This is a genomic window from Humibacillus xanthopallidus, from assembly GCF_006717145.1.
Classification (GTDB): domain Bacteria; phylum Actinomycetota; class Actinomycetes; order Actinomycetales; family Dermatophilaceae; genus Humibacillus; species Humibacillus xanthopallidus.
Genome location: NZ_VFQF01000001.1, coordinates 1,404,222 through 1,419,556, shown reverse-complemented (window position 1 = coordinate 1,419,556; position 15,335 = coordinate 1,404,222). Strand labels below are relative to the sequence as shown.

The following is a 15,335-nucleotide window of genomic DNA, read 5'->3' as shown; positions in this document are numbered from 1 at the left end:
TCGGCGCGAAAACCTGTGGGCGCTCGACGACCTGTCGAGCTTGGATGGCGGCATGCCCGTGACCCTGGAGACACCCACCGTGACCGCGCTCGACGACGCCGTCGAGGCGCTGTCGAGCTGGCAGCAGGAGGGCGGCCCGGTGCAGCTGCACCCCGGCGACCTGGGGTGGAACAGCACGGTGGGTGTCGCCGAGAGGGTGCGCCACGTCCGGGTGTGGCGTCGAGACGGGGAGATCTGCGCAGTCGGGCTCCTCGACGGCCCGACGCTCATCCGCCTCGGCATCGCACCCGTCGTCGGCGACAACGAGCCGTTCGCGACGCGCCTGCTCGCGGACCTGTCCGACCCCATGAGCGGTGTGCTGCCCGCCGGGAGCGTGTGCGTCGAGGCCCGGGCCGGCTCTGCGCTCCGCCGACTCCTCACGGCCCACGGGTGGCTCGACGACGAGCCGTGGACGCCCCTCCGACGAGACCTCTCCGAAGCGGTCGAGGACTGCGGGCTGAGGATCGAGGTCGTCGACCGGGCGCGGGTGGCGGACGGCCACCTCGAGCTGCTGTCGGACCGGGTCGCGGTGCATCAGGCAGCGTTCGCGAGGTCCACCCTCACGACCGGCCGCTGGCACGCGATGGCCAGCGCCTCGCCGTACCATCGAGCCCGGTGTCTCGTCGGCTACGACGCGGATGACACGCCCGTTGCGGCAGTGACCGTCTGGTCGTCCGGTGTCGGACGACCCGGCTTGCTCGAGCCGCTCGGAGTGCACCACGACCACCGCGGCAAGGGCCACGGCAAGGCCATCTCGGTCGCGGCCGCGGCCGCCCTGAGGGAGCTGGGTGCGTCGAGCGCCACCGTGTGCACCCCGAGCAGCAACGTCGGCGCCGTGGCGGCCTACGCGTCGGCGGGCTACCGGGAGCTCGCCCCCGTCCGCGACTTCCGCCGGCCGAACTGAGGCGGGGGTGACGGCGACGAACGGCCGCGGGGTGGTGGGAGACCGTGGGGCAGCCTCAGCCGGAGTCGCACGTGCCTGCCAGCCCGCGCACTGACGAGCCCCGGGGGAGTGTGCCGTCCGTCTCAGGCGAGACGGCGTGCACCTCTCCAGCCGGCGGGTGCATACTGGTCGCACGTGCTCCGGGGTCGGTGTAATTCCGAGCCGGCGGTTAAAGTCCGCGACCCGACCGCAGCCAGCGGCCGGTTGACCTGGTGAAATTCCGGGACCGACGGTGAAAGTCCGGATGGGAGGCAGCACGAGACAGGCCGTCATGGTCTGGGTCTTCGGCGTCCGCCGTCGGAGCCCGGCCCGGGGCGGCGTGTGGAGTTCCCCGGAGTTCGTCCGTGCACCGACGAACGACACGAGGTCGAACACCACATGCAGGCTCTAGCCATTGCCGATGGCACGCAGAACGTCTTCCAGCAGGCGATCGACGCATCGATCGCGATCGGGCCCTACCAGCTCCACTGGCTCGAGCTGATCGGCGTCCTCATCGGACTCGCCTCCGCCTACCTCGGCATGCGCCGGTGGGTGTGGGCCTGGCCCGTCGGCATCGTCGCCAACGTCATGCTCTTCTTCGTCTACCTCGGCGCCGTCTTCGGCGCCGACGAGCGCATCCCGCTCTTCGGCCAGGCCGGGCGCCAGGTCTTCTTCATCATCACGAGCATCTACGGGTGGTGGCGCTGGTCGCGCCTGCGCCGGCTCAACCACGCGGGCGACCCGACCGGAGCGGCGATCACGCCCCGCTGGGCGACGACCACGGAGCGCACCGTCGTCATCGGCTTCTGGCTCGTCGGCACCGTCGTCGTGCACCAGGTCTTCGTCTGGCTCTGGAGCCTCGCGCCCAACCCCTACTTCACGCCGCAGTGGTGGTTCTTCTGGTGCGATGCCTGGATCTTCGTGGGCTCCATCGTCGCCACCTACGCGATGGCGCGCGGCTGGAACGAGTTCTGGCTTGCGTGGATCGGGGTCGACCTCGTCGGGGTGCCCTTCGGATTCGCCACCGGATATGTGCCCACGGCCGTGCTCTACACCTTCTACGGCGCCTTCGTCGTCTACGGCTTCACGCAGTGGGTCAAGGCGTCGAGAACCGAGCGACCCGACTCCGAGTCGGAGCTCGCGCGCGCGGCGGCGGGCTGACCCGTGCGTGACACGACCGCCTCGACCTGGATGCGACGAGCCCTCCACCTCGCCGCATCCGGGCCGTGGCCGGACCCCAACCCCCGGGTGGGGTGCGTCATCGTCGCGCCCGACGGTGGGGTCGTCGCCGAGGGGCACCACCACGGCGCCGGCAGCCCCCACGCCGAGATCGAGGCGCTGCGCGCCGCCGGGTCGCGGGCACGGGGCTGCACGGCCTACGTGACCCTCGAACCCTGCGCGCACACCGGCCGCACCGGCCCGTGCGCGGATGCGCTCGTCGAGGCGGGCGTCGCCCGCGTCGTCTTCGCCCAGTCCGACCCGAACCCCGACGCGACGGGTGGCGCCGAGCGCCTGCACGCCGCCGGCGTCGACGTCCTCGGCGGCGTGCTCGCCGACGAGGCCGCGGCGCTCAACGCCCGGTGGGCGCGGGGCGTCGCACTGTCGCGGCCCCTCGTGACCTGGAAGTTCGCGGCCACGCTCGACGGCCGCAGCGCCGCCACTGACGGGACGAGCCAGTGGCTCACCGGTGAGGCGGCGCGTGCCGACACCCACGAGCTGCGGGCCACCCGTGACGCCGTGCTCGTCGGCACCGGCACCGTGCTCGCCGACGACCCACGGCTCACCGCCCGTATGCCGGACGGCGGGCTCGCCCCACGACAGCCCCTTCGCGTCGTCATGGGTCTGCGCGACCTGCCGGGGTCCGCTCGGATGCACGACGGGCCCGGTGACGTGCTCCACCTGCGCACCCACGATCCCGACGTCGCCCTGAAGGAGCTGTGGGACAAGGGGGTTCGCGACGTCTGGCTCGAGGGAGGCCCGACGCTCGCGGCAGTCTTCATCACGGCCGGCCTCGTCGACGACGTCTATGCCTACCTCGCCCCGGCACTGCTCGGGTCGGGTCGTGCTGCCGTCGACGACCTCGGCATCACCACCATCGCGGACGTCCGACGGCTCGAGGTCGTCGACGTCGAGGTCATCGGCGGGGACGTGCGCGTGCACGCCCGACCCGCTGACCGCACCGAAGAGGAGCAGTGAGGAGCACCATGTTCACCGGAATCGTCGAGGAGCTCGGCACCGTCGAGGCCATCGAGCACGGCGCGGACTCGGCCGTGCTGCGCATCAGGGGACCGCTCGTCGTCAGTGACGCCGTGCACGGTGCGTCGATCGCCGTCAACGGGGTCTGCCTGACCGTGACCGACCACGACAGTGAGCAGTTCGCCGTCGACATCATGGCCGAGACCCTGAGCCGCAGCGCGCTCGGCGCGCTCCGGCCCGGTGACCGCGTCAACCTCGAGCGGGCGATGCCCGCAGACGGTCGCTTCGGCGGCCACGTCGTGCAGGGCCACGTCGACGGCACGGCCACGATCACGCGGCGCACGCCCGGGGACCGCTGGGAGACGGTCGATCTCACGCTCCCTCCCGGCCTCGCGGCATACGTTGTGGAGAAAGGGTCGATCACCGTCGACGGAGTCTCGCTCACGGTCGCCTCCGTCTCCGACGACGGCTTCTCGGTGTCGCTGATCCCGACCACGCTGGCACTGACGACGTTGGGGCACAAGGGAGTCGGCGACGTCGTGAACCTCGAGGTCGACGTCATCGCCAAGTACGTCGAGCGCCTGCTCGGGGCGCGGGCGGAGGCCGGGCGATGAGCGGCCTGGCCACGGTGGAGCAGGCGCTCGAGGCGCTGCGCGAGGGCCGCCCCGTCCTCGTGCTCGACGACGAGGGTCGCGAGAACGAGGGCGACCTCGTGCTCGCCGCCGAGACCGCCACGGAGGAGTGGATGGCGTGGACAGTGCGCCACTCGTCGGGCTACCTCTGCGCGCCGATGCCGCCCGACGTGGCGGACCGGCTCGAGCTGCCGCTCATGGTGACCGACAACCGTGACCCCCTGCGCACGGCCTACACCGTCTCGGTCGACGCGGCCCGAGGGGTCACGACCGGCATCAGCGCCGCCGACCGGCTGCGCACCGTGCAGGTGCTCGCCGACCCCGCCTCGGAGCCGACCGACCTCGTGCGCCCGGGCCACGTGCTGCCGCTGCGGGCCCGCCCGGGTGGCGTGCTCACGCGCCCGGGGCACACGGAGGCCGCGACCGACCTCACCCGCCTCGCGGGCCTCGCCCCGGTCGGGGTCATCGGCGAGCTCGTGCACGACGACGGCACGATGATGCGCTTCGACGCGGTGGTCGCCCTCGGCGCCGAGGCCGGGCTGCCCGTCATCACGATCGAGGCGCTCATCGCGTGGCGCCAGCGCTTCGACCGTGTCGAGCGGCTCGCGACGACCCGCATCCCGACGGTGCACGGCACGTTCACGGCCCACGGCTACCGCGACACCCTCACCGGTGACGAGCACGTCGCACTCGTCAGCCCCCGCGGCCTGCAGGCGCTCGGGCGCACCGGACCGGTGCTGACCCGCCTGCACAGCGAGTGCCTGACCGGCGACGCCTTCGGCTCGCTCCGCTGCGACTGCGGGCCGCAGCTGCAGGCTGCCATGGCCCGGGTCGGCCGGGAGGGTGGGGTCGTCGTCTACCTCGGCGGCCACGAGGGGCGGGGCGTCGGCCTCGTCGACAAGCTGCGCGCCTACGCGGAGCAGGACGCCGGTGCCGACACCGTCGACGCGCAGACGGCGCTGGGCCTGCCCGTCGACGCGCGCGACTACGCCGCCGGTGCCGCGATCCTGCACGACCTCGGGGCGCAGCAGGTCGTCCTGCTCACCAACAACCCCCTCAAGGTCACGGCCCTGCGCCACCTCGGCGTCGACGTCGTGGCCGTCGAGCGGCTCCACGGCCCGGTCGGCGAGGACAACGCCGGCTACCTCATCACCAAGCGCGACCGGCTGGGCCACGACATCCCGGCCACACCCCGAGAGCACCACGGCAGCAGCAAGGAGACAGCATGAAGGACGGTGCCCCCACCATCGCCACCGACGGCAGCGGCCTGCGCGTCGCGGTCGTGGCCGCGAGCTGGCACGACGAGGTCATGGGCGGCCTGCTCGACGGCTCGCTCCGCGGGCTCGCGGATGCCGGGGTCACCGACGTCGAGGTCGTCCGGGTGCCGGGCACCTTCGAGCTGCCCGTCGCGTGCGCGGCGCTCGCTGACCGCTTCGACGCCCTCGTCGCCCTCGGGGTCGTCATCCGCGGAGGCACCCCGCACTTCGACTACGTGTGCCAGGCGGCGACCGTCGGCATCACCGACGTCGCCGTGCGCACCCGGGTGCCGATCGGCTTCGGCGTGCTCACGTGCGACGACGAGGCGCAGGCCCTTGACCGCGCGGGCCTGCCCGGTTCCGCAGAAGACAAGGGCCACGAGGCCGCCACGGCCGCCGTCGCCACCGTGGTCGCTCTCCGCGGGGTCGGCGGCGCAGGTGTCGGGGGAGCGAGCGGCGCCGAGCCGGCACGTGCCACGACGTGAGCGGCATACGGACCGCGTCGGCGGCCCCCGTAGGCTGGGTGACCGTGAAGAGCTTTGAGCAGCTGTATGCCGAGCTGGCCGAGAAGGCCGCGACCCGACCCGAGGGCTCGGGCACCGTCGCGCAGCTCGACGCCGGCGTCCACGCCATCGGCAAGAAGATCGTCGAGGAGGCGGCCGAGGTCTGGATGGCCGCCGAGTACGAGTCGAACGCCGACGCAGCCGAGGAGATCAGCCAGCTGCTCTACCATCTGCAGGTCCTCATGCTCGCCAAGGGCATCTCGCTCGACGACGTCTACGCCCACCTGTAAGACCCTCAGAGGACTCCACACCCCATGCTGCGAATTGCCGTGCCCAACAAGGGCTCCCTGTCCGACGCGACGGTCGAGATGCTCCGCGAGGCGGGCTACCGCGTGCGTCGCGACACCAAGGAGCTCGTCGTCAGCGACGCCGAGAACGACGTCGAGTTCTTCTACCTGCGCCCGCGTGACATCGCCGTCTACGTCGGCTCCGGCACCGTCGACGCCGGCGTGACCGGCCGCGACCTGCTGCTCGACTCCGGCTCCCGCGCCGTCGAGGTGATGTCGCTCGGCTTCGGCAGCTCCACCTTCCGGTATGCCGCCCGCCCCGGTCAGGTGGCCACGGTGGAGGACATCGACGGCAAGCGGGTGGCGACGAGCTACCCGGGCCTCGTGCGCGCCGACCTCGCGTCCCGAGGGCTGAGCGGCGAGGTCGTGCGTCTCGACGGCGCGGTCGAGACCGCCATCACGCTCGGCGTGGCCGACGTCATCGCCGACGTCGTCGAGACGGGGGCCACGCTGCGCAGCCAGGGGCTCGCGGTCTTCGGCGAGCCGATCCTCCAGTCGGAGGCCGTGCTCATCCGCGGCGACCGGCCGGGGGAGGAGCAGGCGGTGTCGGTGCTCCAGCGGCGCATCGCCGGGGTCATCACCGCCCGGACCTACGTCATGCTCGACTACGACTGCCCCAAGGAGCTCGTCGACAAGGCGACCGAGCTGACCCCCGGGCTCGAGTCGCCCACGGTGTCGCCCATGCAGGACGAGGCGTGGGTCGCCGTGCGCGCCATGGTGCCGCGCGTCGGCCGCAACCGGCTCATGGACGAGCTCTACGACCTCGGCGCCCGGGCCATCCTCGTCACCGACATCGCGGCCTGCCGCCTGTGACGCCGTGAGCACTCGAAGCGGTCCTGATATCCCCAACGGCGCCAGCGGCCCGGACGCCGCCACCTCGCCTGACGCCTTCGCCACCTTCCGGTCGCGGCGCGGTCGGGCCGTCGCCCTCGGCGTCGCGTGGGCCTCGCTCGTCGTCTTCGGAGGTCTCGCCGTCCTCATGCCGGCAGAGACCCTGGGGCACTGGAGCATCATCGACCGCCTCATGTTCTTCGCCCTCGGCGTCGTCATCGCGGTCGTTGCCTGGCGCTACGCGACGATCTCCGCCGTGCCCACCCGGGAGGGGCTCGTCGTGCGCAACCTCGTCGTCACGCGGAGCCTCACGTGGCCCGAGGTCGTCGGGGTGCAGTTCGGCGGCGGCGAGCCGTGGGTGACGCTCGACCTCGACGACGGCGACACCCTGGCCGTCATGGCGATCCAGAAGGCCGACGGCGAGGTGTCGGGCCGGGAGGCGTCGCGTCTCGCTGCGCTCGTGCAGGCCTTCGGCGAGGCGCGCCACCGCGACGGCGACGGGCCGGAGCGCGCAGGAGGCGACGGGTCGTGAGCGACGGTCAGGGGGGCGAGCTGCGCCGCGGCGACCCCACGCCCGAGCGCATGCGCCACGCTCTCGGGCACTTCGCGACCGGAGTGACCGTCGTGACGGGTCTGACGGCACAGGGCGATCCGGTCGGCTTCGCCTGCCAGTCCTTCGCCTCGGTCTCGCTCGACCCCCCGCTCGTCCTCTTCTGCGCCGACCACCGCGGACGGTCCTGGCCGCTCATGCGCGAGACGGGCCGCTTCACTGTCAACGTGCTGGGGCATGCGCAGCGAGACCTCATCGAGCGCTTCGGGTCGCGGGACGGACGCCGGTTCGACGGGCTCGACTGGCTGCCGGCAGGCGCCGGGGGCCCGGGGCTGCCCGGCGTGCTCATACGCATCCACTGCACCGTCGAGCAGGTGCACGTCGCCGGTGACCACGACGTCGTCATCGGCCGGGTCGTCGAGCTCGAGGACGGCGAGCTCGGCCGGCCCATGCTCTTCTACCGTGGCCGTCTCAGCGTGACGGAGCGCCGTACACCGACCGGCGGCGACGACAGCGGCGAGGCGCTGGACGACTACTGGGGCTGACCCAGCCCGTACCGTAGGTCGCGCACCACGCCGAGGGGACGGAGACCTGATGAGCGGCACGACGACGAGGACGGGCATGCACGTCGCGGACACCCACGACCGAATCCGGGTGCACGGGGCCCGGGTCAACAACCTCAAGGACGTCAGCATCGAGCTGCCGAAGCGACGCCTGACGGTCTTCACCGGCGTCTCCGGCTCGGGCAAGAGCTCGCTCGTCTTCGCCACGATCGCCGCCGAGTCGCAGCGGATGATCAACGAGACCTACAGCGCGTTCGTGCAGGGCTTCATGCCGTCGCTGGCCCGGCCCGAGGTCGACTTCCTCGACGGCCTGACGACGGCGATCATCGTCGACCAGGAGCGGATGGGGGCCAACCCGAGGTCGACCGTCGGCACCGCGACCGATGCGAACGCCATGCTGCGAATCCTCTTCAGCCGCATCGGCACTCCGCACATCGGGCCGCCGACCGCCTTCGCCTTCAACGTGCCGACCCGCGTCGCGAGCGGGGTCATGAAGACCGACCGCGGCAACCGGCAGGAGACCTCGGTCGTCCGTGAGGCGGTCTACCAGGGCGGAATGTGCGCCCGGTGCGAGGGGATGGGCGCCGTCAACGACTTCGACCTCACCGCCATCTACGACGAGAGCAGGTCGCTGTCCGACGGGGCGCTCCTCGTGCCCGGCTACAGCATGGACGGGTGGTACGGCCGCATCTTCAGCGGCGCCGGACTGCCGATGGACAAGGCGGTCGGGGCCTTCACGGCGAGGCAGCTGCAGAAGCTGCTCTACGGACCGCCCGAGAAGATCAAGGTCGAGGGCGTCAACCTCACCTACGAAGGCGTCCTCACGAAGATCCAGAAGTCGATGCTCTCCAAGGACCTCGAGGCCATGCAGCCGCACGTGCGCCGTTTCGTCGAGCGCGCCGTCACCTTCACGACCTGCCCTGACTGCAAAGGCACGCGCCTGTCCAAGGAGGCGCTGTCCTCGAAGATCAAGGGCAAGAACATCGCCGACCTGTGCTCGATGCAGATCAGCGACCTCGCCGGGTGGCTGCGCGAGCTGTCCGAGCCGTCGGTCGCGCCGCTGCTGCGTGGTCTGCAGCACCTGCTCGACTCGTTCGCCGAGATCGGCCTCGGCTACCTCTCGCTCGACCGTCCCGCGGGCACCCTGTCGGGCGGGGAGGCCCAGCGCACGAAGATGATCCGGCATCTCGGGTCGTCGCTGACCGACGTCACCTACGTCTTCGACGAGCCGACGATCGGCCTGCACCCGCACGACATCGACCGGATGAACGACCTGCTGCTCCAGCTGCGCGACAAGGGCAACACCGTCCTCGTCGTCGAGCACAAGCCCGAGACGATCGCCATCGCCGACCACGTCGTCGACCTCGGACCCGGTGCCGGCTCGGGCGGCGGCGAGGTCGTCTTCGAGGGCACCGTCGAGGGGCTGCGAGCCAGCGACACCGTGACCGGCCACCACCTCGACGACCGGGTGCGGCTCAAGGAGACGACGCGCGTTGCGACCGGGGTCATGGAGGTGCGTGGCGCCTCGACGCACAACCTGCGTGACCTCGACGTCGACATCCCGCTCGGTGTGCTCTGCGTCGTCACCGGCGTCGCCGGGTCGGGCAAGAGCTCGCTCATCCACGGATCCGTGGCGGGGCGGGAGGGGGTCGTCGTCGTCGACCAGGGCGCGATCCGCGGCTCGCGACGCAGCAACCCCGCGACTTACACCGGTCTGCTCGAGCCGATCCGCAAGGCGTTCGCCAAGGCCAACGGCGTCAAGCCGGCGCTCTTCAGCTCCAACTCCGAGGGCGCCTGCCCGGCGTGCAACGGCGCCGGCGTCATCTACACCGAGCTCGGTGTCATGGCGACCGTCGAGTCGACGTGCGAGGAGTGCGAGGGCCGGCGCTTCCAGGCCGCGGTGCTCGGCTACCAGCTGGGCGGTCGCAACATCGCCGAGGTGCTGGCGATGCCGGTGTCGGAGGCGCTGGGCTTCTTCGCCGAGGGGGAGGCGCGCACCCCGGCCGCCCACACGATCCTCGCGCGGCTCGTCGACGTCGGGCTGGGCTACGTGACGCTCGGCCAGCCCCTGACGACGCTCTCCGGCGGGGAGCGCCAGCGCCTAAAGCTCGCCGCCCAGATGGCCGAGAAGGGCGAGGTCTACGTCCTCGACGAGCCGACGACCGGCCTGCACCTCGCCGACGTCGACAACCTGCTCGGGCTGCTCGACCGGCTCGTCGAGTCCGGGCGCTCGGTCATCGTCATCGAGCACCACCAGGCGGTCATGGCGCACGGCGACTGGGTCATCGACCTCGGCCCCGGCGCCGGGCACGACGGCGGACGGCTCGTCTTCGAGGGCACCCCGGCCGACCTCGTCGCCGATGCCGGCACCCTCACCGGGAAGCACCTGGCTGCCTACGTCGGCACCTGACGTGCGCCGCGGGCATCCGTTGCCCCGAATGTGCTGTAGGACAAGGAGGTTGGCGTGAAGGTGTGCGTGCCAGGCGAACTATCGTGACGGACGTCGACGAGTGGATTGCCTCCTCCGCAGAGGGTGTGGACTGCCGATGCGGCTGACGGCCGACAGTCACGTGCACAGCGAATGGTCTTGGGACACAGGCGGGCCCGACTCCGAGGCTCGCGGCACGATGGTGCGAACGTGTGAACGCGCGGTTCGGATCGGTCTGCCGGCACTGATCTTCACCGAGCACTTCGACTTCGACGCCTGGCGCTCCGGGCCCGATGACTTCCCGGTGTCGAATCGCAGGCACATCACCGAGGACGGCTTCCTCGTCCCTCCTCCGTTGGATGTCGACGGCTACCTCGAGGCCGTGGACCGGTGCCGACGCCAGTTCCCGGGGCTGACCATCCTGGCCGGGGTGGAGCTCGGGCAGCCGCACCTGTTCGAGGCCCGCGCCAGACGGCTCGTCGACCTGACGCGCTTCGACCGCGTCAACGGCTCGCTGCACACGCTGGCGATCGGCCTCGATCGCGCCGAACCGGTCACCCTCTATCGGTCGTGCCCTCCGGACGACGTGGTCCGTGCCTACCTCGATGAGGTGCCTCGCATGGTTGCCAGATCCGATGCCTTCGAGGTCTTCACCCACCTCGACTACGCCGTTCGACACTGGCCGACCGAGCAGGCTGGTCCGTTCGACCCGACGCGGTTCGAGGAGGGTTTCCGAGCCGCGATGCGGGCGATTGCCGGCAGTGGGCGAGCGCTGGAGATGAACACGCGTCGACTCTGGACGTGGATCCCGCAGTGGTGGGCGGAGGAAGGTGGGCGAGCCGTTTCCTTCGGCAGCGACGCACACGTCGCACACGCACTTGCGCACGGATTCCCCGAGGCCCAGCACATGCTCGAGCACTTCGGCTTCCGGCCCGGTCCGCGCCCCGAGGACCTGTGGACGCGGTAGAGCCCCGGCTTGCCGATGGAGAAGGGCGAGTCCCTCAGTCGATCCTGCGCAGGCCCGGGCGCAACCGCATGACGACGAGCGCCTGGACCACACCGAACGCGGCGAGCACCGCCCACACGAGGCTGAGGCCTCCGGTGACGTCCCGGACCAGCCCCATCGCGACGGGGCCGATCGAGGCGATGCTGTAGGAGGCGAAGAACGCCATGCCGGTCAGGCGACCGCTCGCCTCGGGCGTCGCGGCATACCGCACGAGGAGCACGAGACCGAGCGAGAACGCCGCGCCCTGCCCGAGCCCGACCACCGCGGCCCACAGCCACGGCGCCGTGAGCGGAGCGAGCCAGATGCCGAGGCACCCGAGGGTGCCGAGGACGGCGACCGGCAGCAGCAGCCGGCGCAGGTCGGCGGTGCGGTCGCTGAGGACGGGGCCGAGCAGCCCCGACACGATCTGGGTGCCGCTGAAGACGGCGGCGAGGTAGCCCGCCGACGCGCGCGACCAGCCCTGCTCGACGTAGGTCGGGGCCAGCCACGTCACGGAGGAGTAGAACGCCCAGGACTGCAGGGCGAGGTAGCCGGCGACGAGCCAGGCGGTCGGGTGGCGCCACGGCAGCCGACCCCGTCCGGCCTCGCCCGGAGTGTGGTGCGGGTTGGCTCGCCGGGTGAAGGGGGCCCACGCGAGGGCGCCGACGAGCGCGAGCACCGACCACGAGCCCAGCGACGCCTGCCACGAGCCGAGGCGGTCGGCCAGCGGCACCGACAGCGCCGAGCTGAGGGCCGCGCCGCCCATCATCGCGAGCATGTAGAGGCCGGTGATGAGCCCGGCCCGCTCCGGCGGGAAGAAGGTCTTGACGAGGCGCGGCAGGAGCGTGCCGGCGAGGGCGATGCCGATGCCGGCGAGCGCCGTGCCGAGGTAGAGGATCGGCCACGAGTCGGCGGCAAACCGGCTCGCGACACCGGCGAAGATGGCGAGGATGGCGCCGAGCACCGCGGCCACGGCGCCGAGCCGGTGGGCCACGACGCTCGCGACCGGCGCGAAGAGCCCCATGCAGAGCACCGGGAGCGTCGTCAGGGCACCGGCCGCCGCATGGGTGAGGCCGAGGTCGGCCGAGATCGCGTCGAGCAGGGGTGGCACGCTGGTGATGGCCGTGCGCAGGTTGGCCGCCACCGCGAGCAGGGCGAGGGCCATGACCCAGACCGGCGGCAGGGGCCGCAGACCGCGAGCGGTTGCCGCCGCCTCGGACTGCTGCTCATGGGACGGGGCGGGTCGGGACACCCCTCAGAGACTAGAGGTGTCGACGACGAGGTCGGCACGGCCCCGCGTGCCGTCGGCGGCGTAGAGCTCCGTCTCCTGCGCTGCCCAGCGCTCCCAGTTGGGCCGGTAGGCCTCCCCGTCGCGGGCGATGCCGCGCTCCATGCGCAGCGCCCGGTCGGCCTCGACGAAGACGCGCACGGCGGCATACGCCCCGGCGGGCTCGACGCTGCAGCCGCAGCCCTCGACGACGAGGAAGCGCGACGGTGCCACGGCACGCGTGCCCTGCCACTCGTCGCGCACCCAGCTCCACAGCCGGTATGCCGCCGGGCGCCCGTGCGCGAGCGGCTCCAGCACCTGCGTGGTGAGCAGCCCGGGGGCCTCGGCGAGACCGTCCCACCCCGGGAGGATGAGGTCCATGTGCACGACCTCGACGGTGCCGAGAGCCTCGAGGGCGTCGGCGACACCCTTGGCAAGCGTCGTCTTGCCCGAGCCGCTGGGCCCGTCGATCGCGACGACCACCGTTGCGCCGCAACGAGGTTCGGCCGCAGCTGCCAGCGTCACGACGGCCTCCACGTCGGATCGGCGAGCGGGAGCCGTCAGCTGGTGCCACATGGCGGCGACCCTACCCGTGCGGTGGCTCCCGGCCGCTGCCCTAGATTTGGTGCATGCCGGTTGCCACGCGCGTCATCGCCTGTCTCGACGTCGACGCCGGACGTGTCGTCAAGGGCGTCAACTTCGAGAACCTCCGTGACGCCGGCGACCCCGTCGAGCTCGCCAAGGTCTACGACGCCCAGGGCGTCGACGAGCTGACCTTCCTCGACGTCACCGCGAGCAGCGGCAACCGCGAGACGACCTATGACGTCGTGCGACGCACCGCGGAGCAGGTCTTCATCCCGCTCACCGTCGGCGGGGGAGTGCGCACGGTCGACGACGTCGACCGCCTCCTGCGTGCTGGCGCCGACAAGGTCGGGGTCAACACCGCTGCCATCGCCCGCCCCGAGCTCATCGCCGAGATCGCCGAGCGCTTCGGCGCGCAGGTGCTCGTCCTGTCGGCCGACGTGCGGCGGCGCATCGGCGACGACGGCCGGCCGACCGACGACTTCGTCATGACGACCCACGGCGGTCGCACCCCCGTCGACCTCGACGCCGTCGAGTGGTGCGCCCGGGCGGCGGCACTCGGTGCCGGGGAGATCCTGCTCAACTCCATGGACGCCGACGGCACCAAGGACGGCTTCGACCTCGAGCTCATCCGGCGGGTGCGCGCCGCGGTGTCGGTGCCGGTCATCGCGAGCGGCGGCGCCGGACGGGTCGAGCACTTCGCGCCCGCCGTCGCGGCAGGGGCCGACGCCGTGCTCGCTGCGAGCGTCTTCCACTTCGGTGAGCTGACCGTCGGGCAGGTCAAGGACGCGCTGCGCGCGGCGGGCGTCGTCGTGCGCTGACGCGCTCGTCCGCTGGCCGCGCCGGGCCGCCTTGCCGGCCACACGGTATACCCCCGCGGGTGGGGGCTCACGAGATGCCGAGCTCGGCCTCCTGCAGGGCCGCGATGTCGTCGGCGTTGCCCGACAGCTCGACCCTCGCGACGTCCTTGCGGCCGTAGGCGTAGAGCACGAGCTCTGCCGGCGTGCCGCGCACGACGACCGTGCCGTGGTCGTCGGGCAGCTTCGCGGAGTGCCGGCCGTGGCCCGGAGCGACGAGCACGATGCCGGTCGGCGTCTTGCGGAACATCAGGCGCGAGCTGCGTCGCACGGAGACCCAGAGCGCGTGCTGGAGGTTGGGTGCGAGGTCGCGCGGCTCCCAGCCGGGCTGGGCGCGGCGCACGTCCTCGTGGTGGATGAAGAACTCGACGAGGTTGGCGACCTCGTCGACCTTCTCGAAGCGCATGGGGTTCCAGACCGGTGCGCCCGCGCGCACCCGCTCGACGAGCGCCACGTAGTCACCGGAGGCCATGCGCGCCCGCTCCCGGTCGAGGCGGCCGTGCAGGAAGGGCACGATGACGCCGACCGCGAGATCCGGGCGCCCCTCGCGGATGACGAGGTGGGCGGCGAGGTCACGGGTCTCCCAGCCCTCGCACTTCGTGGGGGCGTCGGGGCCGACACGGAGCAGCTCGTCGCAGAGCAGATGGCGTTCGGACAGGGCGTGGCGCGTCATGGCCCCATCCTCGCAGCCGCCGCGTCGAGGAACTCGCTGGCCCGCCCGCGGGGCACGTGCCTAGGGTCGTGGAGTGATCGAGCTCGTGCGACCGTCCGTCGACCTGGCCCCCTCGTGGTGGGCCCTCGTCGACGCCTTCGACGGCGCGACGATCCACGGGTCGGGTCTGCGCCCCGGCGACAGCGAGCGGCTGCGCGACCCCGCGGTCCTCGGCGAGTGGGTCGACTGGCTCGGGCGCATGGAGCGGTCCGACGAGGAGCTGCCCGAGGGGCGCGTGCCCTCCTCCTACCGCTGGGTGCTCGACGACGGCCGGGTCGTCGGCACCATCGCGATCCGCCACGCCCTCACCCCCTCGCTGCTCGCCGAGGGCGGCCACATCGGGTATGCCGTGGGGCCGGGTGACCGCGGACGCGGCGTCGCGAGCAGCGCCCTCTCGCTCGCTCTCGACCTCGCGCACCGACGCGGCACCGACCCGGCGCTCGTCACGTGCGACGTCGACAACCTCGCGTCGGCGCGCACCATCGAGCGAGCCGTCCGGGCACGCGGCGGCTTCCTCGAGGACGTGCGGGACGGCATACGCCGCTACTGGGTACGCACCGATTCGGGGCCTGTCGGTGGCGCGTGAGAGGCTGGCAAGTCGGTGGGAGTCGGGGCGCTTCGGGCGCACGGGTCCCGCTGCCACGCCCGAACCACTGACGCACGAC

17 protein-coding genes and 1 riboswitch are annotated in these 15,335 nt (G+C 72.2%); of the genes, 14 read left to right on the top strand and 3 right to left on the bottom strand.

Annotation, left to right across the window (positions count from 1 at the left end):
- Positions 1-52: 52 nt before the first annotated feature.
- The 12 genes from FHX52_RS06355 (at position 53) to FHX52_RS06300 (ending at position 11,234) form a co-directional block, all read left to right on the top strand.
- Complete coding sequence (locus FHX52_RS06355) at positions 53-943, top strand: GNAT family N-acetyltransferase (RefSeq protein WP_141820914.1); 891 nt, start codon at positions 53-55, stop codon at positions 941-943.
- 171 nt (positions 944-1,114) lie between these two features.
- A riboswitch (FMN riboswitch) is annotated at positions 1,115-1,243 on the top strand.
- 117 nt (positions 1,244-1,360) lie between these two features.
- A complete protein-coding gene (gene pnuC / locus FHX52_RS06350; RefSeq protein ID WP_141820912.1) occupies positions 1,361-2,122 on the top strand; it encodes a nicotinamide riboside transporter PnuC in 762 nt (253 codons plus the stop codon).
- Between the two features lie 3 nt (positions 2,123-2,125).
- Entirely contained in the window at positions 2,126-3,157 is a 1,032-nt protein-coding gene (gene ribD / locus FHX52_RS06345) for a bifunctional diaminohydroxyphosphoribosylaminopyrimidine deaminase/5-amino-6-(5-phosphoribosylamino)uracil reductase RibD (protein ID WP_246069636.1), read from the top strand.
- 8 nt (positions 3,158-3,165) lie between these two features.
- Positions 3,166-3,771: a riboflavin synthase gene (locus tag FHX52_RS06340; protein ID WP_141820910.1), complete on the top strand. Its 606-nt coding sequence runs from the start codon at positions 3,166-3,168 to the stop codon at positions 3,769-3,771.
- Positions 3,768-5,018, top strand: coding sequence for a 3,4-dihydroxy-2-butanone-4-phosphate synthase (gene ribB, locus FHX52_RS06335; RefSeq protein ID WP_141820908.1), 1,251 nt, complete (start codon positions 3,768-3,770; stop codon positions 5,016-5,018). Before FHX52_RS06340 ends, ribB begins: the two co-directional genes overlap by 4 nt.
- A complete protein-coding gene (gene ribH, locus FHX52_RS06330; protein ID WP_141820906.1) occupies positions 5,015-5,530 on the top strand; it encodes a 6,7-dimethyl-8-ribityllumazine synthase in 516 nt (171 codons plus the stop codon). Before ribB ends, ribH begins: the two co-directional genes overlap by 4 nt.
- Before the next feature lie 44 nt (positions 5,531-5,574).
- Positions 5,575-5,838 carry a phosphoribosyl-ATP diphosphatase gene (locus tag FHX52_RS06325; RefSeq protein ID WP_141820904.1) on the top strand — a complete coding sequence of 88 codons (264 nt, stop codon included), beginning with the start codon at positions 5,575-5,577 and terminating at the stop codon, positions 5,836-5,838.
- Positions 5,839-5,862: 24 nt separating this feature from the next.
- Positions 5,863-6,708 carry an ATP phosphoribosyltransferase gene (gene hisG / locus FHX52_RS06320; RefSeq protein ID WP_141820902.1) on the top strand — a complete coding sequence of 282 codons (846 nt, stop codon included), beginning with the start codon at positions 5,863-5,865 and terminating at the stop codon, positions 6,706-6,708.
- Positions 6,709-6,712: 4 nt separating this feature from the next.
- Entirely contained in the window at positions 6,713-7,258 is a 546-nt protein-coding gene (locus tag FHX52_RS06315) for a PH domain-containing protein (protein ID WP_246069635.1), read from the top strand.
- Positions 7,255-7,821 (top strand): flavin reductase family protein, encoded by a 567-nt coding sequence (locus FHX52_RS06310; RefSeq protein WP_246069634.1) that lies wholly within the window; start codon positions 7,255-7,257, stop codon positions 7,819-7,821. Before FHX52_RS06315 ends, FHX52_RS06310 begins: the two co-directional genes overlap by 4 nt.
- 49 nt (positions 7,822-7,870) lie before the next feature.
- A complete protein-coding gene (locus FHX52_RS06305; RefSeq protein ID WP_141820900.1) occupies positions 7,871-10,249 on the top strand; it encodes an ATP-binding cassette domain-containing protein in 2,379 nt (792 codons plus the stop codon).
- Positions 10,250-10,385: 136 nt separating this feature from the next.
- The gene (locus FHX52_RS06300; protein ID WP_141820898.1) at positions 10,386-11,234 is read left to right on the top strand and encodes a PHP domain-containing protein; all 849 of its coding nucleotides are present in this window, start codon (positions 10,386-10,388) and stop codon (positions 11,232-11,234) included.
- Positions 11,235-11,268: 34 nt separating this feature from the next.
- Here the strand turns inward: FHX52_RS06300 and FHX52_RS06295 are convergent, their stop codons facing one another.
- Together FHX52_RS06295 and FHX52_RS06290 are read right to left on the bottom strand one after the other, a co-directional pair.
- Positions 11,269-12,504: an MFS transporter gene (locus FHX52_RS06295; RefSeq protein ID WP_246069633.1), complete on the bottom strand. Its 1,236-nt coding sequence runs from the start codon at positions 12,502-12,504 to the stop codon at positions 11,269-11,271.
- Between the two features lie 3 nt (positions 12,505-12,507).
- On the bottom strand, positions 12,508-13,095 hold the full coding sequence (locus FHX52_RS06290; RefSeq protein WP_141820896.1) for a uridine kinase family protein: 588 nt from the start codon (positions 13,093-13,095) through the stop codon (positions 12,508-12,510).
- A 53-nt stretch (positions 13,096-13,148) separates the two neighbouring features.
- On the opposite strand from FHX52_RS06290, the gene hisF reads away from it, so the two are divergent.
- Complete coding sequence (hisF, locus tag FHX52_RS06285) at positions 13,149-13,922, top strand: imidazole glycerol phosphate synthase subunit HisF (RefSeq protein WP_141820894.1); 774 nt, start codon at positions 13,149-13,151, stop codon at positions 13,920-13,922.
- 67 nt (positions 13,923-13,989) lie between these two features.
- Here hisF and FHX52_RS06280 read toward each other — a convergent pair whose 3' ends face one another.
- Entirely contained in the window at positions 13,990-14,631 is a 642-nt protein-coding gene (locus tag FHX52_RS06280) for a TIGR03085 family metal-binding protein (RefSeq protein ID WP_141820892.1), read from the bottom strand.
- A gap of 73 nt (positions 14,632-14,704) precedes the next feature.
- Between FHX52_RS06280 and FHX52_RS06275 the strand changes: the two genes are divergently transcribed.
- The gene (locus tag FHX52_RS06275) at positions 14,705-15,256 is read left to right on the top strand and encodes a GNAT family N-acetyltransferase (protein ID WP_246069632.1); all 552 of its coding nucleotides are present in this window, start codon (positions 14,705-14,707) and stop codon (positions 15,254-15,256) included.
- Positions 15,257-15,335: the final 79 nt, after the last annotated feature.

Bases quoted from the DNA above. Each gene is read 5' to 3' on its own strand.
- FHX52_RS06355 (WP_141820914.1), top strand. From the start codon at position 53: ATGCCCGTGACCCTGGAGACACCCACCGTGACCGCGCTCGACGACGCC.
- pnuC (WP_141820912.1), top strand. From the start codon at position 1,361: ATGCAGGCTCTAGCCATTGCCGATGGCACGCAGAACGTCTTCCAGCAG.
- FHX52_RS06340 (WP_141820910.1), top strand. From the start codon at position 3,166: ATGTTCACCGGAATCGTCGAGGAGCTCGGCACCGTCGAGGCCATCGAG.
- ribB (WP_141820908.1), top strand. From the start codon at position 3,768: ATGAGCGGCCTGGCCACGGTGGAGCAGGCGCTCGAGGCGCTGCGCGAG.
- ribH (WP_141820906.1), top strand. From the start codon at position 5,015: ATGAAGGACGGTGCCCCCACCATCGCCACCGACGGCAGCGGCCTGCGC.
- hisG (WP_141820902.1), top strand. From the start codon at position 5,863: ATGCTGCGAATTGCCGTGCCCAACAAGGGCTCCCTGTCCGACGCGACG.
- FHX52_RS06305 (WP_141820900.1), top strand. From the start codon at position 7,871: ATGAGCGGCACGACGACGAGGACGGGCATGCACGTCGCGGACACCCAC.
- FHX52_RS06300 (WP_141820898.1), top strand. From the start codon at position 10,386: ATGCGGCTGACGGCCGACAGTCACGTGCACAGCGAATGGTCTTGGGAC.
- FHX52_RS06290 (WP_141820896.1), bottom strand. From the start codon at position 13,095: ATGTGGCACCAGCTGACGGCTCCCGCTCGCCGATCCGACGTGGAGGCC.
- hisF (WP_141820894.1), top strand. From the start codon at position 13,149: ATGCCGGTTGCCACGCGCGTCATCGCCTGTCTCGACGTCGACGCCGGA.
- FHX52_RS06280 (WP_141820892.1), bottom strand. From the start codon at position 14,631: ATGACGCGCCACGCCCTGTCCGAACGCCATCTGCTCTGCGACGAGCTG.